Below are 24,236 nucleotides of genomic sequence, written 5' to 3'. Positions count from 1 at the left end.
CGGACCGGCCACCTCTCGGCGGTCTCTCAGCGGTGGTCCGGGTTCGCCGCGTCGGGGCTGCAGCCGGCTTCCCATTCGGAGCGTTGGTTGCCGTGGGCAGGGATGCCGCCCGCGCGCTTGAGCATGGCCGCCAGGTGCATCAGGTTCCAGGTCATGAAGCTGGTGTTGCGGTTGGTGAAGTCGTTCTCGGGGCCGCCCGAGCCCGGGTCGAGATACGAGGGACCGGGCCCCGCCGGGCCGATCCAGCCCGCGTCCGCCTGCGGCGGGATCGTGTAGCCCAGGTGCTGGAGGCTGTAGAGGATGTTCATGGCGCAGTGCTTCACGCCGTCCTCGTTGCCGGTGATCAGACAGCCGCCGACCTTGCCGTAATAGGCGTACTGCCCTTGAGAGTTGAGAATGCCCGAGCAGCTGTAGAGCCGTTCGATGACGTGCTTCATGACCGAGCTGTTGTCACCCAGCCAGATCGGCCCGACGAGTACGAGGATGTCCGCGGCCATCACCTGCCGCTCGTACAGCGCCGGCCAGGCGTCGGTGGCGAAACCGTGCTCGGTCATGTCCGGGTAGACGCCCGGCGCGATGTCATGGTCCACGGCCCGCACCACGTCCGTGGCGACGCCGTGCGCGTCCATGATGGCGCGGCTCCTGTCCAACAGTCCCTGGGTGTGGCTGAGCTGCGGTGACGGCTTGAGCGTGCAGTTGATGAAGAGGGCGCGCAGGTCGTCGAAGCGGTACGTGTCGTCAGTGGGCGTGGTGGACGGGGTCGCCATGGCAGGCTCCTTCACTCGGAGGCCGCGGGGCGCGCGACCGGGCCGGAGTCAACGGCAGGGTCTCGCGCCGGCGGCCGTTTGTCCTGGTTCGACGCACCGGCAGGCGGCGACCGGGCAGCGTGGAGTGGAGCGGTCAGCGCGCGCCCCCTTACGAACCGGTGACGTGACGGGCGCGGTCCTGCGGTGCGGTGGGGCCGCGGACCTAGGGTCGGCACATGCGGGTACTGGTCACCGGCGGTGCCGGGTTCATCGGGTCCCATGTGGTCGAGGCGCTGAGGGCGCGCGGGCACGAGCCCGTCGTATTCGACGTGCGCGAGGACGCGGGCGCGGACGTCCGGGACCGGGAGGCGGTCGCGCGCGCCCTCGCCGGGGTGGACGCCGTGTCCCACCAGGCGGCGATGGTCGGACTGGGGACCGGCTTCGCGGACGCCGCCGACTACGTGTCGTGCAACGACCTCGGCACCGCCGTGCTGCTCACTGCCATGGCCGACGCGGGGGTGCGGCGGCTCGTGCTCGCCGGGTCGATGGTCGTGTACGGAGAGGGGCGGTACGAGTGTCCGCGCCACAGGGTGGTGCGGCCCGGGCCGCGAGCCGCCGCCGACCTGGCCGCGGGGCGGTTCGAGCCCGGGTGCCCGGTGTGCGGGGAGGAGTTGTTCCCCGGGCTGGTGGGCGAGGACGCCCCGGTCGATCCGCGGAACGTGTACGCGACGACCAAGCTCGCCCAGGAACACCTGGCGGCCGCGTGGGCACGGTCCACCGGTGGGTCGGCCGTGTCGTTGCGCTACCACAACGTGTACGGGCCGGGCATGCCGCGCGACACCCCGTACGCCGGGGTCGCCTCCTTCTTCAGGTCCGCGCTCGCGCGCGGCGAGGCCCCGCGCGTCTTCGAGGACGGGCGGCAGCGGCGGGACTTCGTACACGTACGGGACGTCGCGGCCGCCAACGTCGTGGCGCTGGAGGCGGATACGGCCGGGGGTGCGCTCGCCGTGTTCAACACCGGCAGCGGCGAGCCGCACACGGTCGGCGAGATGGCGCGGGCGCTGGCCGCGGCGTACGGCGGTCCTGAGCCCTTGATCACCGGGGAGTACCGGCTGGGGGACGTACGGCACATCACGGCGGACTCGTCCCGGCTGCGGACCGAACTGGGGTGGAAGCCGGAGGTCGGGTTCGCGGACGGGATGCGGGAGTTCGCGGGGGCGGACCTGCGCGAGGGGTGACCTCCGGGTTGTTCTGCCCTGGCCGTCCCCTCACACCTCGGCCGCCGGGAGCGTCACCTCGAAGCGGCAGCCGCCGGTGACGTTGCGTACGGCGGCCCGCCCCTGATGGGCCTCGACGATGCCGCGAACGATGGCCAGGCCCAGGCCTGCGCCCGCCGGAGGCGTACGCGCGTGGGTGCCGCGCCAGCCGGTGTCGAAGACCCGGGGCAGGTCCTCCTCGGGAATACCGCCGCAGCCGTCCGTGACGGACAGGACGATGCCGTCCGTGCAGCGCTCGGCGGCGACCGCGACCGTACCGTCGGCCGGTGTGCGCCGGATCGCGTTCACCAGCAGATTGCCCAGCACCCGGCTCATTTCCTTGCCGTCCACCTCCACCGGCAAGCGCTCGACGCGGTCGCCGACCAGCCGTACGCCGAGCTCGCGGGCGAGCGGGTCCGCGCCCGCGAGGGCGTCGCCGACGAGGTCGTACAGGGAGATCCGGCTCGGGCTCAGCGCCAGCGCCCCCGCGTGGATGCGGGAGAGCTCGAACAGGTCGCCCACCATGTCGTTGAGACGCTCGACCTCGGTGCGGATCTGCTTCAGGTAACGGTCCGGGTCGGCCGCGACCCCGTCCTCCAGCGCCTCGGACATCGCGCGCAGGCCCGCGAGCGGGGTGCGCAGGTCGTGCGAGATCCAGGCGACGAGTTCGCGCCGGGACGTCTCCAGGGCCCGCTCGCGCTCGCGCGATTCGGAGAGCCGGGCGCTGGTCGCCGCCAACTCCCGGCTGAGCGCGGCCAGTTCGGCGGTCGCCGGGCCGTCGGGAGCCGCGAAGTCGCCGCCGTCGCCGAACGAGCGTGCGGCCAGCTGGAGTGCGCGGCTGCGGGCCACCACCCAGCGGCCCAGCAGCAGCGCGGTGGCCAGCGAAACCACGGCGGCCATGGCAACCACGGTGGTCACGACGGAGAGGTCATGGGCGGACAGGAACATCGCCCAGGCGACGGCCAGGGTGCCGGCGAGCATCGCGGTCACCGCTACGGCGGACACCACCGCGAGGGAGGCGGTGAGCGAGCGACGGCGCAGCAGCCACAACGCACCCGCGCCGAGCAGCCCGGCCGCGGCTGCGCCGAAGAAGGCGTACAGGACGATGAGCAGGGTGTCGCGCACGGCCCTCAGCCCTCCTCGTGGCCGGGTGTGCCGGCGGGGTCGAAGCGGTAGCCGACCCCCCACACCGTCTGGATCAGGCGGGGCCTGGCCGGGTCGTCCTCGACCTTGCCGCGCAGCCGCCGCACGTGGACGGTGACCGTGGACAGGTCGCCGAAGTCCCAGCCCCAGACCTCGCGCATCAACTCCTCCCGGCCGTACGCCCGGCCGGGGTTGCGCAGGAAGAACGCGAGCAGGTCGAACTCCCGGACGGTGAGGGCGAGTCCGGTGCCGTTCCTGGTGGCGCGACGGGCGGCCGGGTCGACGGAGAGTCCCGCCGCGTGCAGGGGCCGTGTGGTGGCGGCGGGCCTGGTGCGGCGCAGGACCGACTCGACGCGCAGGACCAGTTCCCGCGGGCTGAACGGCTTGGTGACGTAGTCGTCCGCGCCCACCTCCAGCCCGAGGATCCGGTCGTCCTCGTCGCCGCGCGCGGTGAGCATGATGACCGGCACCTGCCCGCGGCCCCGCATCCGGCGGCACACCTCAAGCCCGTCCATGCCCGGCAGCATCAGGTCCAGCACCACCAGATCGGGCCAGTGCGCGGCGGCGCGGGCGAGTGCGGCCGGCCCGTCCCCGGCGCGGTCCACGACGTATCCGGCCCGGTCGAGATAGCCGGAGACGACCTCGGCGACGGTGGGGTCGTCGTCCACGACGAGGACACGGGCCCCGTCGCCGCCGTCGCGACCGGCCTCACGCGTCACTTGTGGACCTGGTCCGGCACCTGGGGATTCGTACGGCTGCTGCATGACCCCAGCCTGGCACCGCGCCCTCGCCCATGCCCCGTCCAGCCCCTCGGTCTGCCCCAACGTCCGTGTTTCGTAAGGACCTGAAGTCCGAAATGCACCTTTCGCGCTCGTAGGGTGAGACCCGTGACGCCCCCATCCGTGACGCCCCCATCATCCGAACGACCGCAGGTCGACGTGGTCCTCCCCTGCCTGAACGAGGCCGGCGCCCTTCCCTGGGTGCTCGCCCGCATCCCGCCCGGCTGGCGCGCACTGGTCGTGGACAACGGCTCGACCGACGGCTCGGCGGACCTCGCCCGCGCACTCGGCGCGACCGTCGTCCACGAGCCGCGCCGCGGTTTCGGCGCCGCCTGCCACGCGGGCCTGGTCGCCGCCACCTCCGACGTCGTGTGCTTCTGCGACTGCGACGCCTCGCTCGACCCGTCGCTGCTGGTGCCGTTCGTGCGCGCGGTGCGCGCCGGCGAGGCCGACCTGGTGCTCGGACGGCGACGGCCGCGGGGCAGGGGCGCCTGGCCGGCACACGCCAGGGCGGGCAATCTCGCGCTCGCCCGGATGCTGCGCCGCCGCACCGGACTTCGCCTGCACGACCTCGGCCCGCTGCGTGCCGCCCGCCGTGAGCCGCTGCTGGGACTCGGCCTCACCGACCGGCGCAGCGGCTATCCCCTGCAGATGGTCGTGCGGGCCGCCGACGCGGGCTGGCGCGTCACCGAGCACGACGTGCCCTACCTGCCGCGCAACGGCGCCTCCAAGGTGACCGGCACCTGGCGCGGCACCTGGCAGGCGGTGCGGGACATGAGCCGTGTCCTGGCCGAAGCACCCGGTCGAGAAGGAGTCCCGCATTGACCACCCTGCTCGTCATCGCCAAAGAGCCGCGCCCGGGGCGGGTGAAGACCAGGCTGACACCGCCCTTCACCCCGCGGGAGGCGGCGGCGCTCGCCGAGGCGGCCCTCGCGGACACCCTGCGCGCCGTGGCGGCGGCCCCCGCCTCCCGACGCGTCCTCGTGCTCGAAGGGCGGGCCGGGCCTTGGCTGCCGCCCGGCTTCGACGTCGTACCGCAATGCGCGGGCGGACTGGACGAGCGGCTCGCCGCCGCCTTCGCCGGCTGCGACGGCCCCGCCCTGCTCATCGGCATGGACACACCGCAGGTGACGCCGGACCTCCTGACCGTGGACTTCGCCGGGTGCGACGCCTACTTCGGTCCGGCCGAGGACGGCGGCTTCTGGGCCCTGGGGCTGGCCGAGCCGGACCCGGAGCTGGTGCGCGGGATCCCCATGTCGACCCCCGCCACCGGCGCCGCGCAGCGCGACCGGCTCGTTGCGGCCGGCCTGCGCGTGCGCGATGCGGCGGTCCTGCGGGACGTCGACACCGCCGCGGACGCGGAGGCGGTCGCCGCGTCGTCGCCCCGCGGACGCTTCGCCGAGGAGCTGGCCCGGGTGCGGGCGGTGGCGGGCCGATGAGCACTGTGTCGGAGCGTCCCTGGTCCACCGACCCCTATGCCGACGCCCTGCGCACCGGCCGCGGACCGCTCTTCCTGCGCCGCGGCGACGGCTGGCTGCTGCCCCTGGAGGTGGAGCGGTGGTGCGCCCGGGCCGACGCCGTGGACCTGGAAGTCCTGGGGCGCTGCGAGGGAGCCGTCCTCGACGTGGGGTGCGGGCCGGGCCGGCTGGTCACGGAGCTCGCCGCCCGGCGCCGGCTCGCGCTCGGCATCGACGTCAGCGAGGCCGCCGTCGCCCACACCGTACAGCTCGGGGGGCAGGCCCTTCGGCGCTCGGTCTTCGAACCGCTGCCCGGTGAGGGCCGTTGGGACACCGCCCTGCTCCTCGACGGAAACCTCGGCATAGGCGGCGACCCGCGCGCCCTGCTCCGCCGACTGGCCGAACTGCTGCTGCCCGGCGGCCTGTTGATCGCCGAGACGGTCCCGGCGGACGTGGACGAGCGCGTCGACGTGCGCATCGTCCGGGCCGCCGACAACCAGGGTCCCGCCGACGCCACGTTCCCCTGGGCCCGGCTCGGCACGCGGGCGCTGCTGCGGTACGCCGACACACCGGCCTGGCGCGCAGCCGATCAGTGGACGGCGGGCGGCCGGTCCTTTGTCGCCCTGCGCAGTCGCGGTCGCCGCCGGAGCCACAGCCGCAGCACCAGCAGCAGCGCCGAGCCGCCGAACAGCAGGGCCGTGATCAGCAGCCAGCGCGCGAGGAAGCCGTCGGGCGAGAGCCCGGTGAACGACCGGTAGCGGTCCGCCACCCGGCCACTGATCAGCGGGAACCACACGAGCAGGAGCAGCCCGGAGAAAGCTGCCGGCACGCGCACGTACAGGGTCAGCTCCCGGCGGCCGACCGCACCGGACGCCCGTACGACCGCATGGTCCAGCACCGCGTACAGCGGCAGCAGGACGAGGTCGTGCAGCACCGCCGCGCCCACGAGCCACAGCGCCACCCCGAACCAGTCCTCCGCCGGCAGCCGCACCCCGGCGTACCCGGCGAGCGCGAACGAGCAGGCGAGGAGCAGCAGTTGGAAGGGGCTGCCCACTGCCGCCCGGAGCCTCGCCGGTCCCGTCGGCCCTGTCGGTCCCGTCGGCCCTGTCGGCCCCGTCGGCCCCGTCGGCCTCATCACAGCTCTCCGAACGTCATCCGGGCCACCCACTTCGTGTTGAGCACACCGGGCACGGCGGGCGCGATGACCCGCGCGGGATAGCCATGGTCGGGGGTCAGCGGCTCTCCGTTCACGTCCAGGGCCAGCAGGGAGCGCGGGTCACGCACCTGGTTGGCCCTCAGGGCGGCCCGGCGGAAGGCGCCGCGGCGCTGGAGGGACTCCACCAGCACATCGGGCGCCGCGTCCGTCTCGTACCCGACGAGGGCGGCGAGATCCCGCAGCCGTACGCCCCGCCACCACTGGTCGGAGGTCGACCACCCCTCCACACAGGCAATGGGCAACGCCGAGCTGTGCAAGGGGAGTCGGAGCAGCTCAGCCCTACTGAGACGTACGGATCCGCCGGGCCCGGTCACCGCCAGCCGCCACGCCTCCTCGCTCGTCTCCGTCGCAATGATCCCCCTGGACGCGGCCGTCTTGTTGATCTGGAACCCGGCGGGGCCGCTGCCCGGTTCGGCACCGCCGTGCGGGGCGAGGAGCGCGGTGGCCCGCAGCGGCCCGTCGAAGTTCTGCCCCACCGTCGTGGCGAACAGGAGCAGCGAGCCGCCCCCGACCATCCCCAGCGCCCCGCGCCGCGAGACGGTGGGCTCCACGGGGTTCGGGGACACCAGCGAGGGTTCCGCCGCGGACACCGGCGGGGAAACGGGCGGCGGGCTCGACGGCGAACCCGGTGAACCCGGTGAACCCGGTGAACCCGGCGGAGGAGCCGATGCCCCTTCGCTCCCCCGGAGTCGGCGCAGGTTGCGCACGGCCGTCGGCGCCCTCAGTACGACGTGCGCGAGGAACGCGGCGAAGAACACCCAGGCGCCGTAGAAGTGCAGGGGATAGAAGGAGCCGGGGAAGACATAGTCGAGCTGGATGTTGAGCACACCGGTGACGAACTCGAACAGAGCGCCGCCGACCAGCAGAAGCAGCGAGAGCCGCTCCAGCGCGTGAGCGAGCGACCGTGCCGGCGGGATCTGGAACAGCCGGGGCACGACCGACCACAGCTTGGCCAGCAGGACGGGGACGAGCGTGATCCCGAGCGTGACGTGGACGCCCTGGTTGAGCCGGTACAGCCAGTACGGGTCGGTCGGCCAGGCGAAGAGGTAGAAGCCGAGGATCCCCTTGCCGGGGGTCTTGTCGTTCACCGGCGACAGGTCCGGGTTGTACGCCGCGTACGACAGCAGCCCCGTCACGAACAGCACCGTGATCCCGGCGAGCAGCACCACCCCGAGCACCGAGGTGAACCAGGGGCCGCGCAGCGGGCTGCGCCAGAACGCGGGGGACGAAGGTGGCGGCCAGCGCCGCGGAGACCGTGCCATGCCCAGACCGTAGGCCCGGCGCACCCGGCGAGCGGGCTCGCGACCCATGACGAAACGCTGACATCCACGCCTGTCGGGGCCGTGATCGGCGCCGACCGGCCTAGCGTTCCCGCGTGACCCGCGATCTCCACAACCCCGACCTGGACAGACCTGGCCGGGACAACCCCGACGAGGACAACGCCGACGAGGACAACCGCGCCCGGGCCCACGGCGATCCCCGCCGCGACCTGTATGCCGTCGCGGCTGCCGCACTGCTCGTCGCGGCCGCCGCGTTGGTCGGCATCGCCATCAAGCGCGCCGACGACGTCCTCCACGTCGGCCGGCCGCCCCTGTACGCAAACTGGTTGCCGCACACGGGCCCCGGCACCCCGGCCGCGCTCGTCGTCGCGATCGCCGTCGTGGCGTACGGCCCTGGCGTGGCCGCCCGCCTGCCCTGGCGCCCGCTGCTGTGGGCCTCCTGGGTCACCGCCATGGCCTGGACGGGGTGCCTCGCCCTCATCGACGGCTGGCACCGCGGGATCGCCGGGCGGCTGACGACCAAGTACGAGTACCTGCAGGTCATCGATCGCTTCGAGAACATCCCCGGCACCCTGCGGACCTTCACCGACCACATTCTGCTGGGTTCCCCGGACCACTGGCCTCCCCATGTCGCCGGGCATCCCCCGGCGGCCACCCTCACCTTCGTCCTCCTCGACCGGATCGGCCTGGGTGGCGGGGCGTGGGCCGGTGTCTGGTGCATCGCCGTCGGCGCCGCGGGGTGCGCGGCCGTACTCGTCACGGTGCGGGCCCTGGCCGGGGAGGACCTCGCGCGCCGGGCAGCGCCTTTCCTGGTCCTCGCCCCGGCCGCGGTGTGGATGGGCACCTCCGCCGACGCGTACTTCACGGCGGTCGCCGCCTGGTCCTTGGCACTGCTCGCACTCGGGCTGACAGAGCGAACGGAACTCCGGCGGCGTACCGCGGCGTTCGGCTCCGGGCTGCTGTTCGGCCTGACCTGCTACCTCTCGTACGGGCTCACGCTGTGTGCGCTGATCGGGGCGGGCGTGCTGCTGCTGGGCCTGGACCGGATCCGGAGCCTCGCCCGGGGGCTTCCCGTCCTTCTCGCCCTGCTCGCCGGACTCGCCGTCGTCCCGCTGCAGTTCACCCTCGCCGGATTCGACTGGTGGGAGGCGTACCACCTGCTGGTCCGGCGCTACCACCAGGGCGCCGGCGGCTTCCGCCCGTACGGCTACTGGGTGTGGGCGAACCTCGCGTGCACGGTGCTCATCATCGGCCCCGCGACGGTGGCGGGACTGCGACGAGCGGGGGTCACGCTGGTCCGCCGACGTACTGGTGTCCGCACAGCTCTCCGTGGTCTCCGCGGTCTCCGTGCCCGGCCCGCGCCGGGCGCGCCCGGGCGACCGGCACCCCACTCCGCCGTCGAGGCGCGTCTCGCCCTGCTCGTCCTGTCCGCTCTGGTGGCTCTGCTCGTGGCGGATCTCTCCGGAATGAGCAAGGCGGAGACGGAACGCATCTGGCTGCCGTTCGCGGCCTGGCTGCTGCCGGCCTGCGCGTTCCTGCCCCGGCCGCGAGCCTGGCTGGCCGCACAGGCCGTCCTCGCTCTCCTCGTCAACCACCTCCTTCTGACCGGCTGGTGAGTACGAGCGAACACCTATCGCCGCACCTTCCGCTCACGGGGTCATCAGGGCGGCACCGGACCCTCGACCCCGTAGGCTGATCGCATGACGAGGTTGATCGTCGCGGCAGGAGGAGGGGGCGACGCGGTCGCCGCCGCAATGCTTCACGCCGCCCTCTACGGCGACGCCGACCGGGCGGTGATCCTCACCTACGCGTGGGACCGCCTCCTGACCGACCCGGTACCGGGCCCGCGCGGACCGGCCAACTTCACCGGCCTCGAACAGCTCACCCCAGCCGTCCGGGCAGTGCCCGCCGAGGCCCGCCCGATCGCCCCGGCAAGGTCCACCCTCCCCCGCCTCGCAGCGGAACTCCCCCACACCTTCGCCCTGATCGATCCGCACCACGGCGCCGAGGGCATCACCCGCCAACTCGAAGAGCTCGTCAGCCACTTGTCACCGGAGTCCATCGATCTTCTGGACGTCGGCGGCGACATCCTCGCGCGGGGCGACGAACCGACCCTCAAGAGCCCACTCGCCGACGCCGTCACGCTCGCCGCGTGCTGCCAGGTGAACGCACCCGTCCGACTCCTGGTGGCCGGCCCTGGCCTCGACGGCGAACTCTCCTTCGATGACCTGCGCGGCATGCTCGGCCCGCTCGTCCACACCTTCACGGCGCAGGACGTGGAGCCGATCGGCCCGGTCCTGGAGTGGCACCCGTCCGAGGCCACCGGGATGCTCGCGGCAACGGCCCGAGGCGTACGCGGCACCTGCGAGATGCGAGACGCCGGCCGCCCCGTTCCCCTCACCGACGAGGGCCCCACGGTCCATGAAGTCGACCTGGACGAGGCAGTCGGCCGCAATCAGTTGGCCCGCGCCGTCATGGCAACGGAAACGCTGGCCGAGGTAGAGGCGCACAGCCGCGAAATCTGCGGCTCCTCGGAGATCGACTACGAACGCGACAGGGCCGCCTCGCTCAAGGAACAGCCACCGGTCGAACTCGACCCCGAGACCGTGCTGCTCCAACTCGCCCGGTTCGAGGCCGAGGCCCGAAGCCGCGGAGTCACCCATGCGACGTTCCGCCGTATCACCGAGGTGCTGAACCTCGACGGTTCCCTGCGCGAGGACCTGCACCAACTGCTCGTCCGCAACCGCCCGGAGCGATACGCCGCACCGCTGTGGAGCGTCACGGCCAGTGGTGCGACGGGTTATGAGGAACCGTCACCATGAGCGCATTCAGCAGCGACCTCGGTCTGAGCGTGCAGGACGCCACCGGCAACGGCACCGAAATCGACGTGGCGACCAACTTGTTGAACGGCGACATCAGACTGTCGATCCTCTGGACTCAAGAAATCCTGCTGTCTCCCGATGACGCCGAGCAGGTGGCCCAAGCTCTTCATCGGGCTGCGCAACAGGGCCGCGGGATCGCGGCGGACGCAAGACATTAGAGCGCGACGTGCGCCACTCAGGCTCATTTGAGCGGCAGCCTTCCACAGGGGGGCCATGTGCTCGGGCAGCAGGGTTGGTTGCCCCTGCCGCGACGTCAACGTGTCGAGGACGTGGACCGCACCGCCGCACAGCTCCAGGCACTCGTCGCCGGCGCGATCAAGACCTGAGGGGCCACGGCCACCGCCGCCACCGCCACCACCAGGCCGACGATTCACTTCCCGGTGACCGCCGGCCGCCAGGCGCTGATCCGCGTTCGAGGTCGCTCACCTGTCATGCAAGGAACGTACAAGACAGGTGCCGGGTCGCAGCGGGACGCTCGTCGCATGAACGAACCCAACACAGCTGTCAGCCTGGCGCACAGACTTTCTCAGTTCAGCGAGCTCTGGACCCAGAAAACGATCGCCCGTCTCAACGACTACGAGGTCAAACTCGCCAAGTTGAAGGGGGAGTTCGTCTGGCACAAGCATGAGGACACCGACGAACTGTTCCTCGTCATCAGCGGACGACTCACCATCCAACTGAGGGACGGAGACGTCGTGCTCGAACCCGGAGAGCTGTTCGTTGTGCCCCGTGGCGCCGAACACTGCCCGGTGGCCGACGAGGAGACCGCGGTTCTGCTGCTGGAGCCAGAAGGAGTTCTCAACACGGGTGACGCGGGAGGGCCACGGACCAAGCCCGCAGAGACCCTCGACTGACCGGACCACGCACCGACCGACACCGGCACGGTCAGCGGCCAGCGGTCACGCGTCGTCCAGTGGTGCTCGACGGAGAACTCTTGGCGTCCGGCGGGCTCGAACCCGGCACGGGACAACACTTCGTGGTCGGGGTCCCGCTGCCCTGGCTGGTCCCAGCCGGGCGGAGCACGGCCGGACGCGCCCAGGGCGTTCAGCGCGGTCGACGCCGCCCTCGCACCCTGGCTGCCGAACGCGTAACGGCCTGACACACTGTGGTTTTTCCCTCTCGGGTGAGCTAGAAATTCCCTGATCTCACCGTCATCAGTGGGTTATTGACGACACATCAGCCCGAGGGGAAACGCGCAGTGACTACGCCAGATCCCGTCTCCGGCTCCCGGGCGCGGAGAGCCTTCACACGTCTGAGAATCGCCGGAGCCGCGGCAACCGCCCTTGTCGTCGCCGGAACGGGGGCCCAGGCGATGGCCGCTCAGCCGACCGGCACGAACCAGACGACCCAGACGGCTCGGACGGCCTCGCAGGAGGCGCCGCCGGTTCCGTCCCTCGTCTGGTCCGACTGCCAGGGCGGCTTCGAGTGCGCGAACGCCGAGGTCCCGCTGGACTACCGCGCACCGCAGGGCCGCACGATCACCCTGGCCGTGATCCGCAAGAAGGCCGCGGACCAGGCGAAGCGGAAGGGCACCCTCTTCCTGCAGCCCGGAGGGCCGGGCAACTCCGGAGTGGACTTCGTCCGCAACAACTACGCGGACCTGCCGGCCGCCCTCCGCGACTCGTTCGACGTCTTCGGATACGACGTACGCGGCGTCGGGCGCAGTTCGGCGCTCCAGTGCTGGGACGACCAGCGATACACCCAGGCCGTCACCCAGGCCAAGGGCGTACCCGGCCCGGACGCCTTCGGTCCGGCCCTGCGCGAGGCCGCCGAGTTCAACCAGGCCTGCGTGGACAACTCGGGCGAACTGCTGCCGTACGTCGGCACCGAGTACGTCGCCCGCGACATCGACCTGCTGCGCCAGGCGCTGGGGGAAGACAAACTCACTTACTACGGGCGGTCGTTCGGCACCTACATCGGCACCGTCTACGCCGCCCTCTTCCCGGAGCGGGTGCGCGCCCTGGCCCTCGACGGAGCGTACGACCCGGTGCACTACGCCAACCGGCCGTACGCCTATGACCGGCCCCAATACCTGGCCCTGGACGGCGCGATGAGCCGCTTCCTCGACTGGTGCGCCGCCGACCAGGCCACCTGCGGGTTCGGCGACGGCGACCCCCGGGCGGCGTTCGAGAAGCTCAAGGCCGACCTGGACGCCAACCCGGTGCCGACCGCGAACGGCGGGCAGGCGAACGGCTACACCCTCGTCTACCGCCTGATGTTCAACATCAACGAGGGCAAGGTCATCTGGCCCTCGTTCGGTGAGGCCCTGCGCAAGGCCCAGCAGCGCGACAACACGTCCTTCCTGCTGAGGCCGCCGTCCCCGGCCAGCTTCGACTTCCTGGGCCCGAACGTGGTGGTCGAGTGTGTCGACCGGGACTACCCGCGTGACCCGGGCCGGCTGGAGCGCAACGTCACCGCCAATGCCCAGGCGGCGCCGCTGCTCGGCCCGGCCATGGCGTACGGCCCGCCGACCTACGACCACCAGCACGCCACGGCCTGCACCCAGTGGCCCGGCGAACGCGTCAGCCGCTACGACGGCTCCTACCGCGCGAAGGGCTCCGCGCCGATCCTCGTCGTCGGCACCACCGGCGACCCGGACACCCCGTACCAGGACGCGGTGGCCCTGTCCCGGCGGCTGGACAACGCCTCGCTGCTCACGTTCAGGGCCGAGGGGCACACCGCCTTCGGCAGGAGTGCCTGCGCGACGGACGCGGTCACGGGCTATCTGGTGGACCTGAAGGTCCCGGCCTCGGGCACGACCTGCGCGGACGAGACCCAGCCGCCCTCCTCCACGCCCACGGTGGCCCCGCCCGGCACGACGCTCGGTGAACTCCGCAACGGCGTCAACGAGCGCCTCGACCGCATCGGCACCCTGCGCTGATCCGGTTCCGGCCGACAGGCCTGACCGCCGGTCCGGCACCGGCGGTCAGGCCGGACCGGCGGTCACGGGCAGTCGTACGTGAGCTCAGTGGTGACCGTGCGGTGGGTGGGGGAAAGGAGGCGCAGTTCGGCCCGTGCCGTGTAGTGGCCCTTGCCCTGGAAGGTCCACCGAAGGTGCAGACGTGCCTGTCCCTGGTCCCGGACCACCACTTCGCGCAGGACTCCCGAGGCGGTTCCGTCGCTTCGGATCCAGCGGTAGGAGAACGTGCCCGGCCGGCCGTTCGTGGCGACGACGCCGACGATGTCCGCGGTGTCGTCGCACCCCAGAACCGCCGGCCGGGCCGTCACCTCCACCGTGCGCAGCGCGACGGACGGCCCGAGGCGCTGCCAGGCCAGGAACGCGATGACGCAGATCAGCACCAGCGCCGGCAGAGCGTGTCTGCGCAGACGGCGACGCGGGTGCGGGTGCGCGACGGGCGGTGGCACGGCGGGCAGCGTCCCGTGGGTGCGGTGCGCGACGGCGGCGGTCACACCCGGGCCGAAGCGCAGCACGGTGCCTTCGACACGATCCGGCCGCGTCGGCGTCGTCGGCCCTACCAGGGGCGTCCCTACGAGGTGCGTCCCCACGCGGGTGGTGTCGTGCGGCTCGGGTCTCTGGATCCAGTGGCTGGCCAGCACGGTGGCGCTGTACTCGGCGTCGGCGGAGCCGGGTTCGTCACCCGGGGCGCGGCTGTCGTTCCGATCGGTCATCGGATCTCACACTGCCTGGTCAGAAGCTGCTGCGAGGCGCCGCCGTCGGCGGAGGCCGGAGTGGTCGTGGCCCGCACCGCCCAGTAGCAGCCGTTGCCCTGGAAGGTGTGGTCGACAGTGAGCGTGTACTGGGTGGCGCCGCTGCGCTCGAAGGTCTGGGACGCACCGTCCGGGGTGCCGAGCTGTCCCTTGGTGTCGCCCGTGAACCACGAGACGGTGAGCGACACCGGCCCGGTGCCGTCCGTGGTGATGTCGAGGGTTGCCGTGGCGGTCGTGGGCCCCGTCTGCCGGAAGCCCGACACCGCGACGTCCTTGACGGCGGGAGCGGCCGGCGAGGTGGGGGAAGCGGTCGTCGGCGTCGGCTCGGTGGTCGCCCCGCCGGGCGTCGTCGTCTCCTCGGCCGGAGCCGTGGTGGCGGACGCCGAGGGCTCGTCCGTGCCGGCGGTCACCGGGCCCGAGTCCGATCCCGAGTCCGAGTCCGACGGGCTGGGTGACACGGTGGACGTCGGGGGCGCCGACGAGTCGCCCGACGCGGTCGGAGCCGTCGGAGCGGTGAGCCCGTCCGGCTCCACGCCGGGCTGGGCGCTGGTGGTGGCCACGGCCTGCGCCGCCTGCTGCGGAGCCGCCCCCGGGATGTGCTGGATGCCGTAGGACAGCAGGACGCCCAGGATCACGGCCGCACCGGACACGAGCATCCCCAGGCGGCCGGGCCGCCACGACTGAGCCCAGCCGTGGCCCGGTTCAGGTACGGGTACGGGTTCCGGTTGCCGGCTCAGGACCGTGCGTGCGGTGTCCGTCGTGGTCCGCGGGGCGCCGCGGGCCGAGGGCAACAGCAGCGGCAGCAGTGCCACCAGCGCGGCGAGCCGTCCGCGGCCGCGTTCCTCCCAGTCGGGCCCGTACGAGACGCCCGCCGCCGCCTCCAGTTCCGTGACGAACGCCTCGGCGTGTGTGGGCCGTTCGTCCGGGTTCTTGGCCAGACCGCGCCGCACCAGCTCCCGCACCGCCTCGGGAACCTCCTCGGGGATCTCTTCGACGGGGATGGGCGCATCGACGTGCCGCAGCGCGAGTTCGGCGAGATGGTCACCCGAGTACGGCTTGTGGCCCGTCAGGCACTCGAAGAACGTGGCCGTGGCCGCGTACACGTCGGCGGCGGGAGAGGCGGGCGCGCCGGTCCACTGCTCCGGGGCCATGTACGAAGGGGTTCCCGCGATGCCGACGCTGGTGCCGGCGTCCACCGCGATCCCGAAGTCGACGAGCTTGGACGATCCGTCCGGCACGACCAGGACGTTCTCCGGCTTGTAGTCGCGGTGGACGACGCCGATGCGGTGCGCGTCGGCCAGACCGAGCAACGATCCCTTGAGGACCACGAGCGCGGCCTCGGGATCGAGCGGGCCCTGTCTGGCCAGCAGGGCCCGCAACGAGACACCGTCCACCAGCTCCATCACGATGGCGGCGCCGTCCGGGCTCTCGACGTATTCGTACAGCACGGCGACGTACGGGCTCTCCAGCCCGCCGAGCAGCCGCGCCTCCGCCCTGAAGTCGTGCACGAAGCCCGGCCGGGTGCGCAGTGACTCGCTGAGGTACTTCACCGCGACCGCAACGCCGGTCTCCTCGTGCACGGCCAGTACGACCCGCCCGCTTGCCCCTGATCCGAGCTCCAGCGACTCGGTGTATCCGGGCACTGTCCATGTGCTCATTTGCCCCCCCAGGCCGCCGAGCCGCCGGAACCTCACCCGCTCCGGAGCTTCGGGTCACGCTTTGGGGGACACATTTTCGGCCACATCGGTTGCGGTGCGCCAGCGGTGCGGCGAACCGTGTTTCTCCGCATGCCACGAAGCCAACTCGTAACCGGAACGGGTACAACCTTCCGCCATACCCGCTCATCTCACCCAACAGAAGCGTTACGCAACCAAGGGGGACATGATGCGACGAATCGGAGCGGCAGCGGCGGCACTCGTCCTGGCGGGGACCGTACTGGGGGCGGGGGCGACCACAGCGGGCGCGGCCCCGACGGCCGCCTCACGCGCCACGACCTGCCCGACGGGCTGGGGCAGCGGCACCAAGGGCGGTGTCGCCGCCGGCGCCGTGCCACTGGAGGACATCAGGACCGGCCGGCACGACTGCTTCGACCGGATGGTGTTCGACGTCCCCGGCGGCGGCGGTCACATCGGCTACTACATCAGGTACGTCGACCGGCTCCACCAGGACGGTTCGGGTCGCTACATCCCGGTCGCCGGCGGGGCCGTACTCGAAATCCGTGTCGCCGCGCCGAGTTACGAGCCGGAAAGCGGCGCGCCCGCGTACCCGGGACGGGTGGCCCGCCCCCTGCCCGGTGTGGACATCGGCGGATACCGCACCTTCAGGGACACCCGGTTCGCCGGCAGCTTCGAGGGCGAGACACAGATCGGTCTCGGTGTCCGCGCCCGGCTGCCGTTCCGGGTGATCCAGCTGCCCGACCGCCTGGTGCTGGATGTGGCCCACAGCTGGACGAGCAGGCGCTGACCGGACCTCTCCAGGAACATCGCGAGGCGGCCGCAGGTGACGTATTCCTGCCATCCCGGTCTCGTGGACCTTCGTCCCCGAGAATCCCTCGTGACGGAAGAGCATTTCGGTCATACGATGGCAAGTGGGTCAGCGCACTCTCACGTGCAATGGCCCGGAAGGGCGGCCCCGGTGTGTTTGCGCCGGGGCCGTTGTACCAGCGGTGCGCAGCGCCACCGGCTGGTCTTCTCTTCGTCCCACTCGACGAGTGCGCTGTCCTGTGTCAGGTATTCAGGCCCTGGAGCGCTTCGGCGCCCTCGATGAAGGCGCGGGCCAGGTCGGCGAGGCGGCGGTTGTGGGCGCGTGCGTAATCGCGCAGGGCGGTGAAGGCCTGTTCCATGTCGACGCCCTGGCGTTCGGCGAGCTTTCCCTTGGCCTGTTCGATCAGTACGCGGCTGTTCAGGGCCGTCTGGAGCTGTTCGTTGAGGGCGGTGCTGCGGTGCGCGGAGCGCTGCTGCAGCAGGCTGATGGTGGCGACGTCGGCCAGGGCCTGGGCGAGGGGCGTGGCGGCCGGGTCGAAGGGGCCCGGGGCGGCGCGGAAGAGGTTCAGTGCGCCGACGACCTCGTTCCGCAGGCGCATCGGCAGGGCCTGGACCGCTCCGAAGCCACAGAGGCGGGCTGCCTCGGCGAAGTGCGGCCACCGGTCGGCCTGCGTGCGCAGATCGGGCACCGTCACAGGTACGCCCGTGCGGAAGCACTCCAGACAGGGGCCTTCGTCGCTCTGCAACTGGAAGAGCTCCAGGAGTCGCACCTGTTCGTCGGAGGCGGCCATGACACGGAGCTCGCCGTCCCGGTCGGCAAGGAGTACGCCGGCCGCGCTCGCGTCGAGCATGCTCACGCAGCGGTCGGTCAGCAGGCGCAGGAAGTCGATCAGGTCGAAGTCAGCGACCAGGTTGTCGGCCAACTCGACGAATGTCCTGGCGAGGAGCTGCTCATCCATGGTGCACACCCTCTGTCGGAACCAGTCTCGCCGGGAAGGAGCGGGAAGTACAGGGCGGTTGGGGGTACGTGGCCACTCGTCAGTCCCCGTCGTCGGCTCTCCCGGGCTCCGGCCCCGGGGTTCGGGTCCGGGTCCGGGTCCGCGTCCGGGTCCGGGGGAAGGCGGAGCCGGTGGTCACCACGTCGGCCGCGACATCGGCGAGACGGCGTCCGTACGCGTAGGCGTAGGCACGCAGCCGTACCAGGGCTTGCGGATATCGCGAACACGGGCCAGCGGGCTCGCACTTCATCGGTGCGCAGATCGGGCGTCAGCACCGCGAGGCCGAACGCGAAGGCATCGATGCACGGCCCCTCGCCGAGCGTGAGCTGCAGCTCTTCCATCTGTTCGCTGACGTCGTCGGTGCTGCACAAGGGATGACAGGCCATGATGTCCGACATCGCCGACACGCCGGCCCCGCCGATCGGCAGCGCGGCCACCGCTGCAGTGCACACGTCCACCACGCCGACCCGCGCCCCCCTGCCTGGCCGCCTGCTCGGCCACCAGCAGCGTGATACGGGCCGACCGCCCGGCGTTCATCAGTCGTGCCGTTGGGTGCGGTTGTCGTGGCCGAGCCCGTCCGGCCGGGCCGCCGTGCGCGGTCCGAGGGGAAGGACCAGGGCCCGCAGCACCGCGGGGCCCGACGGCCTGCGGACCTCTCCGATGTCCTGCCACCCCCAGAACAGGAAGGCGTCAAGGCTTGCGGAGTCGGCCTGATCCACCAGCGTGGCGCCGAGCGAGGCGTGCTGGTCGGCGAGCAGCCGTTGCTGCAGCCGCCGGGCGAGGTCCTGGTTCTGCGCATGCGGGTGCACCACGATCTCGGTGATCGCGAAGACATGTCCCGACACTGTGAGCTGTTCGATGCTCTGTGGCAGGGTTCCGTCGAACCCCCGCCACCATGTCCCCTCGCGCCGAACGGGGAATCCGAAGGCACATCCCACGAACGCCGTGTCCTCCGCGATCAGCAGGGCGAACCCAGGCCGCCGAATGTCGCCGGTGAGCCGCCGCAGAAATGCCTCCCTGCCCCGGTACTCCTCACCGGACTCCGCCCGGGAGGACTCCACGTACAGATCGGCCAGGTCCTCCCGCAGGCCCTCGGCCTGCCAGCGGTTCAGCCGGCGCAGGCGCACTGTCTCCATGCGGAAAGGCGCGTTTCCTTCACCCTGCGGCGGCTGCCCCCGCCGGGGCGATGCCGTCACAGCGCACCACCCGGGACGGCGGGAATCGGATGCGACGGTCCCCCAGCGGCATGCGGCTCGTGGAACGGGAAGAGCAGGAAGCCGGATCCGGTCATCTCGATGATGCGAGCCATCGTCCGTGGTGGATAGTGCAGTTGCAGGGTCGTTCCGGACTCGTCGGCGAGCCTGGATGCCGTAAGGAAGGCGTTGAGTCCGCTTGCGTCGCAGAAGGTGACCGCGGTGAGGTCGACATCGATGGCGCGGATGCCGTCGCGCAGGCACTCCGCCAGCGATGCCCGCACCAGCGGCGCGGTGGCCAGGTCGATCTCTCCCGCCAGGGTGATCAGAGCACGGGTGTTCCGGTCGAGCCGGTAGACGTTCAGCTGTGGAAGGGCCATGACGCCTCGGTTCACGAAACCCGCCGGACAGTCTCACGCGTCGGCGGACTGCCGACCTGACGTGGCACATGACCGAAGCGGATACACACAGGGTGATGGGGGACGAGCGTCCCGACCGACTGAGTTCCCGTCAGTGGTGTCCGGGCCGTTCTTCCCGGGGAATGCGTCCGGCGACCGGACCGCAGGTCCGCTCTCCGCAGGCATCGTGTGCGACTGCTGGTGTGCCGCCGAGGTCTGGGACGCCCACACCAGCAGCATAGTCGGCGAATCGGTCCGCCGAGTGGCGGGAGACGGGGCCTGCCGGGCAGCCCGGGTGAGCACCAGGCGTGCGACGCGCGCACGACGACGAGCCGGACTGCACCCGGCGCCCGCACGCCCGCCATCCTCTTGCAGCGTCGTGGTCGCCGCCGGTGGTGCGCCCACCGGCGGCGACCACGCGGCCCTGACGCGCCGGCCCCCAAGTCGGCGGTTCCAGGGCATGGGCCCCTCATCGGGCTGCGGCGGCACGCTCGATCGAGTGCACTGCGGCGAGGTCCGATTGGGACATGTGGCATGGGCACGGCCGCGCAGAGGCGGCCGGAATACGGGGGTGGTGTCGGAGGCTGTGGCCTCGGCGTTACGCCCGAGGACTGGGGGCGCGGGAAGTCGGTGATGGTGACTTCGGAACCGTGCTCAGGCTCGCAAAGCGCCTGACTCACCCGAGCGTAGGCCAACGGGGCACGTATGGACAGTCCGCGGGCATCAATGTGCGGGTGCTGCTGACGGCACTGCTGCGGCTACTGCTGTCAGCGCGGCTGCGGATGCTCCAGTCCAGGAAGGCATCGGGGGGTGGCTCAATGTGGCGCGGCCGTCCGGCCATTGGTGCCGCGGCCGGCGTACGGTGGCATCACCGGGGACTCTTCGACGTCGGCCCTCCGCCGGTGTCGTTCTCGGCGAACGACAGCACCGGACCGCTTCGCCCCGGCCCGGAGACAAGGGTTCGCGACATGAACGCGCCCGTCGATCACCGCCTTTCGTCCGAGGCCGACCGCCGGACTCGGTATCTCGCCCCCCGGCTCGGCCTGAGGCGATGCGCGAACTTCCCTCGCTCACCGACCTGTTCGACTCCGTGCGTGGCCGAGCAACCCGCATCGCGGGCAGCCGCCGCTCCCGGCCCGAAGCCCCGCTCCTGCTGCCAGTGACCTGGCGCCACACCCCTGATCCCGACACTCGGTCGCCCCCCTGTCCTGACGCCCGGTTTACCTCGTCGGCTCGTGCTGTCACCATGCCGAATCCGGGGGTGTTCGTCCCACGGCCGGGGGAGGCTCGTATGACAGACGTGTACTTGCGCAGACTGTCCCGTTGGCAGGCCGAGCAGCAGCGGGGCGTCGTCGCGGACGTCCATGTCACGGCGTACCGCGGTGCCGCGGGTGCCGAATACCGTGACCGCCAGAGCTTTCTGAACCGGTTCGAGCGGCATGTGCAGCGCACCGACTTCGACATGGTGGTCGCCGACGCGGCCGGTTTGGTCGGCTGCGCCTACGGGTTCCGCGTGGCTCGTACCGGCGAGTGGTGGTCGGGCTTCCGGGACGAGTTGCCGGCGGAGATTGAGGAACTCACGGCCTCGGGCCGGACCTTCCTGCTGGCCGAACTGATGGTGCTGCCGTCCCAACGGCGCCGCGGCATCGCGACCCGCCTCGGCGAGCGGTTGCTGGCCCGCCTCGACGCCGATCTGGTCGTCGCGGCCGTGGACCGGCCCGGCGAAGGCGACCGGAAGACCGCGGCGGAGGAGACCTTGCACGCCTGGGGATGGTCGAAACTCGGCGGACTCGGCCCTCGAGTCGCTTCAGACGTTGGTTCCGGTTGGAATTCCGGTGACGGTGCCGGTGACGGTGCTGGTGACGACCGGGACACAGCTGCCCGGGAGGTGTGGATCCGCAGGCCGCTGCGATGATCCCGCGGCGCCCCGGCAGACGAGGCCCCGGCCGATGACCCTGTGCCCCTCGGGCTCCGGCGGCACACCGCAGCGCGATCACCAGGTGTCTGCTGCCTGGTCCACCCTCGTGTGCGCGACGGCACGCGAAGCGGTCAGGCCGTGGCAGGGGCGGCCTGGGCGGTCAGCCGACGGATGACCTCGGTCAGTCCGGTGACGACCTCGGCGTCGTCGGCGGGGTGGGTGTCGGCGAAGCGGTTCAGGGAGCCGGGGATGGACAGTTTGGCGTCCTCGAGGACGGCGCCGCCGGCTATACCGGCTGCCTTGCGCGCGTCGTCCTGCGCCCACACGCCGCCGTACCGGCCGAACGCGGTGCCGACGACGGCGACCGGCTTGCCGGAGAGGGCGCCGCCGCCGTACGGGCGGGACAGCCAGTCGATCGCGTTCTTCAGCGTGGCCGGAACGGTGCCGTTGTACTCGGGCGAGAAGAGCAGGAAGGCACCGGCCCGGTCGGCCGCCGCGCGCAGACTCACGGCGCCGGCCGGAAGACTCGCCTCGGTGTCGATGTCCTCGTTGTAGAAGGGCACGTCGGCCAGCCCTTCGAACAGCTCGATGTCCACCCCGTCGGGAGCGTGCTTGACCGCGGCCTCGGCGAGCTGACGGTTCGTTGATCCGGTACGAAGGCTGCCGACGAGCGCCAGGATGCGCACAGACATGGGGAACTCCTGAGGATGGAAGCTAATTATGCTAACGATAGCACGTAGCATTAAGGCGCCAAGAGGCAGGCTTTCGCAATCATTGCGCCATCGTTAGCATGAGGGGGCGATACCGTCACCCCGCCTGCTACTCCCGGTGACTTCGTCCCTCCGGCGCGGAGGAGGGCCACTGATTCAGCGTCTCGTCCGGTGCGAGCCGGGACAGCGCTTCCGTCAGGCGCTCGACGACCTCTTCGATCTCCCGGAGAGTGTGGTTCCGCTCGGTGATGATCGCCGAGAGCAGCAGGGCCGTCAGGGACACGGTGCCGTTGAAGGCCTGCAGGATGACCATCTTGGCGAGGAGATCGTGACCGGAGAACGGACCCGCCCCGTCAGCACCCGCGTCGATGGCGATCACGGAGGCGATCAGCACACAGGGGGCGGCGCCGACCAGCTGGAAGCGGAAGGCCGCCCAGATCACGAAGGGGACGACGAGGAAGAGAAGGTTGAGCGAGCTGCGGGTGGCCACCGCGGAGGCCGCCGCCGTGCCGCCCAGCAGGGCCACCGCCTCGGCCCAGCGGAGGACAGGCGCGCCGCGCGGCCACTCGGCGGTGCGCACGGCCAGCAGGAACGGGGCGATGACCAGGACCCCCATCGCGTCGCCCGTCCACCACACCGACCAGGTCGGCCAGAAATCGTGGGCCGTCAGCGCACCGGAGGCCACCAGGACTCCCGTGCCGACCGTCGCGCTGATCACCATCCCGCCCAGGGCCCCGAGGAAGACCAGCGCCAGAGCGTCCTGCAGCCGGTCGAGAGCGATACGGAATCCCACACGCCGCAGGAGAAGGCAGGCGCAGACCGGGGCGAGCGTGTTGCCGACCGTGATGGCGAGCACGGGGAGGATCGACGGCCCGAGCGCCACGTTCACCAGGAACGCCCCGAGAGCGATGCCCGGCCACGTACGAAGGCCCCACAGCATCAGGACGACGAGAGCGATGCCGGTGGGCGGCCAGAACGGCGTGACCTGCCCTCGCACCAGTTGCTGCTCCAGCCCGATCTTGGCGGTGACGTAGTAAACGGCCGCGACGGCCGCCATGCGCAGGCCCTCGGCGGCGTACAGCTGGAGCCGCCCACGGCGCGACGCATCGGTCATCCCCGCCTGCCCCGGCGGTCATGCCGGGCGAGGCGTGCCGCACCGGTGTCGTACAGGCCGCGCATGCCGCTCACCCTCCGCCCTGCCGCTGCTCCGGGAGCCCCCCGTAACGAAGGACGAGGACCGCAGCGTCATCGCTGTGGCCGGTGAAGTCCGCCACCTTGATTATCCGCGCGGCCAGCTCGTCCGGCTCGGTGCTACAGGCGCCGCCGACCAGCTCGACCACCCGCCCGAGCCCTTCCTCGATCGGGTAGCTGGGGCCTTCCACCACGCCATCGGTGAGCAGCACGAACGCGCACACGTCGGTCAGCAGCCGGCGCGTCGACGGGTAGCTCTCGCCGGCGTTGATGCCCAGCGGCAGACCGCCGTCGTTCAGGATGATGTCGCAGCGGCCGTCGGCCGTGGCCCAGACGGCGGGGACGTGCCCGGCGCGGGCATCCGCAAGCTCGCTCGTGACCGGGTCGAAGCGCAGGAACGAACAGGTCACGAACAGCCCGGAGTCCATGGAGACGAGCAGGTCGTTGGTGCGCCGGAGTACCTCCCCCGGGTCCGTGGTGGCGATCGCGACGGCGCGCAGACAGGTGCGTACCTGCCCCATGAGAGCCGCGGCCTCGACATCGTGGCCCTGCACATCTCCGATCGTGAATCCCACCGAGCCGTCCGGCATGAGGAAGCCGTCGTACCAGTCGCCCCCGATGTCCAGCCCGGCCCGCGCGGGCGCGTACCGTCCCGCCACCTGCAGGCGGGGCAGGACCGGCAGCTCGGCGGCCAGGACCTGGCGCTGCAGCGCGGCGGCGAGTTCCACGCGGGCCTGCTGGAACTCGATCCGGTCCAGAATCCGGCCGGTCAGATCCCCCAGCGTGTGCAGGAGATCTCCGGGGTCCATGGACGATACGGTGCGGCGGCGAGTCATGGCATAACACTCCGGGAATTTTCGGAGATGCGCCATATGTCATGAATTCAAGGTACGCCAGTTACGGAAAGATCCTCCTGA

General features: G+C 71.6%; 23 protein-coding genes. 11 read left to right on the top strand and 12 right to left on the bottom strand.

Going from position 1 to position 24,236, the window contains the following annotated elements:
* Positions 1 to 26: 26 nt before the first annotated feature.
* Positions 27 to 767 (bottom strand): flavodoxin family protein, encoded by a 741-nt coding sequence (locus tag FE633_RS07050; RefSeq protein WP_138044227.1) that lies wholly within the window; start codon positions 765 to 767, stop codon positions 27 to 29.
* Positions 768 to 982: 215 nt separating this feature from the next.
* Here FE633_RS07050 and FE633_RS07045 point away from each other — a divergent pair, with 215 nt between their 5' ends.
* Positions 983 to 1,984 (top strand): NAD-dependent epimerase/dehydratase family protein, encoded by a 1,002-nt coding sequence (locus FE633_RS07045; RefSeq protein WP_138044226.1) that lies wholly within the window; start codon positions 983 to 985, stop codon positions 1,982 to 1,984.
* Positions 1,985 to 2,014: 30 nt separating this feature from the next.
* Here the strand turns inward: FE633_RS07045 and FE633_RS07040 are convergent, their stop codons facing one another.
* Together FE633_RS07040 and FE633_RS07035 are read right to left on the bottom strand one after the other, a co-directional pair.
* Entirely contained in the window at positions 2,015 to 3,127 is a 1,113-nt protein-coding gene (locus FE633_RS07040) for a sensor histidine kinase (RefSeq protein WP_138044225.1), read from the bottom strand.
* Between the two features lie 5 nt (positions 3,128 to 3,132).
* Positions 3,133 to 3,909, bottom strand: a complete 777-nt coding sequence (locus tag FE633_RS07035) for a response regulator transcription factor (RefSeq protein ID WP_171059841.1) — start codon at positions 3,907 to 3,909, stop codon at positions 3,133 to 3,135.
* A gap of 123 nt (positions 3,910 to 4,032) precedes the next feature.
* Here FE633_RS07035 and FE633_RS07030 point away from each other — a divergent pair, with 123 nt between their 5' ends.
* Genes FE633_RS07030 through FE633_RS07020 form a run of 3 tightly spaced genes read left to right on the top strand, consistent with a single transcriptional unit; the run spans position 4,033 to position 6,139 of the window.
* Positions 4,033 to 4,749 (top strand): glycosyltransferase family 2 protein, encoded by a 717-nt coding sequence (locus FE633_RS07030; RefSeq protein ID WP_138044223.1) that lies wholly within the window; start codon positions 4,033 to 4,035, stop codon positions 4,747 to 4,749.
* Entirely contained in the window at positions 4,746 to 5,363 is a 618-nt protein-coding gene (locus tag FE633_RS48115; protein ID WP_138044222.1) for a TIGR04282 family arsenosugar biosynthesis glycosyltransferase, read from the top strand. Before FE633_RS07030 ends, FE633_RS48115 begins: the two co-directional genes overlap by 4 nt.
* Entirely contained in the window at positions 5,360 to 6,139 is a 780-nt protein-coding gene (locus FE633_RS07020) for a methyltransferase domain-containing protein (protein ID WP_138044221.1), read from the top strand. Before FE633_RS48115 ends, FE633_RS07020 begins: the two co-directional genes overlap by 4 nt.
* A 376-nt stretch (positions 6,140 to 6,515) precedes the next feature.
* Here the strand turns inward: FE633_RS07020 and FE633_RS07010 are convergent, their stop codons facing one another.
* Positions 6,516 to 7,859 (bottom strand): molybdopterin-dependent oxidoreductase, encoded by a 1,344-nt coding sequence (locus FE633_RS07010; protein WP_138044220.1) that lies wholly within the window; start codon positions 7,857 to 7,859, stop codon positions 6,516 to 6,518.
* Between the two features lie 113 nt (positions 7,860 to 7,972).
* On the opposite strand from FE633_RS07010, the gene FE633_RS07005 reads away from it, so the two are divergent.
* From FE633_RS07005 to FE633_RS06985, 5 genes are all read left to right on the top strand, one after another.
* Positions 7,973 to 9,493: a hypothetical protein gene (locus FE633_RS07005; RefSeq protein WP_425473154.1), complete on the top strand. Its 1,521-nt coding sequence runs from the start codon at positions 7,973 to 7,975 to the stop codon at positions 9,491 to 9,493.
* A gap of 84 nt (positions 9,494 to 9,577) precedes the next feature.
* Entirely contained in the window at positions 9,578 to 10,699 is a 1,122-nt protein-coding gene (locus FE633_RS07000) for a DUF1152 domain-containing protein (protein WP_138044219.1), read from the top strand.
* Entirely contained in the window at positions 10,696 to 10,917 is a 222-nt protein-coding gene (locus tag FE633_RS06995; RefSeq protein WP_138044218.1) for a hypothetical protein, read from the top strand. The genes FE633_RS07000 and FE633_RS06995 overlap by 4 nt, the downstream gene beginning before the upstream one ends.
* Positions 10,918 to 11,241: 324 nt before the next feature.
* The gene (locus tag FE633_RS06990) at positions 11,242 to 11,613 is read left to right on the top strand and encodes a cupin domain-containing protein (RefSeq protein ID WP_138044217.1); all 372 of its coding nucleotides are present in this window, start codon (positions 11,242 to 11,244) and stop codon (positions 11,611 to 11,613) included.
* A 458-nt stretch (positions 11,614 to 12,071) separates the two neighbouring features.
* A complete protein-coding gene (locus tag FE633_RS06985; protein WP_246113473.1) occupies positions 12,072 to 13,640 on the top strand; it encodes an alpha/beta hydrolase in 1,569 nt (522 codons plus the stop codon).
* 62 nt (positions 13,641 to 13,702) lie between these two features.
* Here the strand turns inward: FE633_RS06985 and FE633_RS06980 are convergent, their stop codons facing one another.
* Both FE633_RS06980 and FE633_RS06975 read right to left on the bottom strand, forming a co-directional pair.
* Positions 13,703 to 14,389: a hypothetical protein gene (locus FE633_RS06980; RefSeq protein ID WP_138044215.1), complete on the bottom strand. Its 687-nt coding sequence runs from the start codon at positions 14,387 to 14,389 to the stop codon at positions 13,703 to 13,705.
* The gene (locus FE633_RS06975; protein WP_138044214.1) at positions 14,386 to 16,086 is read right to left on the bottom strand and encodes a serine/threonine-protein kinase; all 1,701 of its coding nucleotides are present in this window, start codon (positions 16,084 to 16,086) and stop codon (positions 14,386 to 14,388) included. The genes FE633_RS06980 and FE633_RS06975 overlap by 4 nt, the downstream gene beginning before the upstream one ends.
* Before the next feature lie 226 nt (positions 16,087 to 16,312).
* On the opposite strand from FE633_RS06975, the gene FE633_RS06970 reads away from it, so the two are divergent.
* Positions 16,313 to 16,891 carry an AMIN-like domain-containing (lipo)protein gene (locus tag FE633_RS06970; RefSeq protein ID WP_138044323.1) on the top strand — a complete coding sequence of 193 codons (579 nt, stop codon included), beginning with the start codon at positions 16,313 to 16,315 and terminating at the stop codon, positions 16,889 to 16,891.
* A 262-nt stretch (positions 16,892 to 17,153) separates the two neighbouring features.
* Here FE633_RS06970 and FE633_RS06965 read toward each other — a convergent pair whose 3' ends face one another.
* The 3 genes from FE633_RS06965 to FE633_RS06950 form a co-directional block, all read right to left on the bottom strand.
* Entirely contained in the window at positions 17,154 to 17,870 is a 717-nt protein-coding gene (locus FE633_RS06965) for a GAF and ANTAR domain-containing protein (protein WP_138044213.1), read from the bottom strand.
* A 575-nt stretch (positions 17,871 to 18,445) separates the two neighbouring features.
* Positions 18,446 to 19,045, bottom strand: coding sequence for a GNAT family N-acetyltransferase (locus FE633_RS06955; protein WP_246113472.1), 600 nt, complete (start codon positions 19,043 to 19,045; stop codon positions 18,446 to 18,448).
* A 56-nt stretch (positions 19,046 to 19,101) separates the two neighbouring features.
* A complete protein-coding gene (locus FE633_RS06950; RefSeq protein WP_138044212.1) occupies positions 19,102 to 19,482 on the bottom strand; it encodes an STAS domain-containing protein in 381 nt (126 codons plus the stop codon).
* A 1,309-nt stretch (positions 19,483 to 20,791) separates the two neighbouring features.
* On the opposite strand from FE633_RS06950, the gene FE633_RS06945 reads away from it, so the two are divergent.
* On the top strand, positions 20,792 to 21,415 hold the full coding sequence (locus FE633_RS06945) for a hypothetical protein (RefSeq protein WP_138044211.1): 624 nt from the start codon (positions 20,792 to 20,794) through the stop codon (positions 21,413 to 21,415).
* Positions 21,416 to 21,549: 134 nt separating this feature from the next.
* Here FE633_RS06945 and FE633_RS06940 read toward each other — a convergent pair whose 3' ends face one another.
* The 3 genes from FE633_RS06940 to FE633_RS06930 form a co-directional block, all read right to left on the bottom strand.
* Positions 21,550 to 22,110, bottom strand: a complete 561-nt coding sequence (locus FE633_RS06940) for an NAD(P)H-dependent oxidoreductase (RefSeq protein WP_138044210.1) — start codon at positions 22,108 to 22,110, stop codon at positions 21,550 to 21,552.
* A 127-nt stretch (positions 22,111 to 22,237) separates the two neighbouring features.
* On the bottom strand, positions 22,238 to 23,242 hold the full coding sequence (locus FE633_RS06935; protein ID WP_138044209.1) for an MASE1 domain-containing protein: 1,005 nt from the start codon (positions 23,240 to 23,242) through the stop codon (positions 22,238 to 22,240).
* A 70-nt stretch (positions 23,243 to 23,312) separates the two neighbouring features.
* Positions 23,313 to 24,155, bottom strand: a complete 843-nt coding sequence (locus tag FE633_RS06930; protein WP_138044208.1) for a PP2C family protein-serine/threonine phosphatase — start codon at positions 24,153 to 24,155, stop codon at positions 23,313 to 23,315.
* Between the last annotated feature and the right edge of the window lie 81 nt (positions 24,156 to 24,236).

The organism is Streptomyces montanus, assembly GCF_005786655.1.
In the GTDB taxonomy this organism is placed as follows: Bacteria; Actinomycetota; Actinomycetes; order Streptomycetales; family Streptomycetaceae; genus Streptomyces; species Streptomyces sporangiiformans.
The sequence above is the reverse complement of the archived record's forward strand: the minus strand, read 5'-3'. Positions and strand labels throughout refer to the sequence as shown.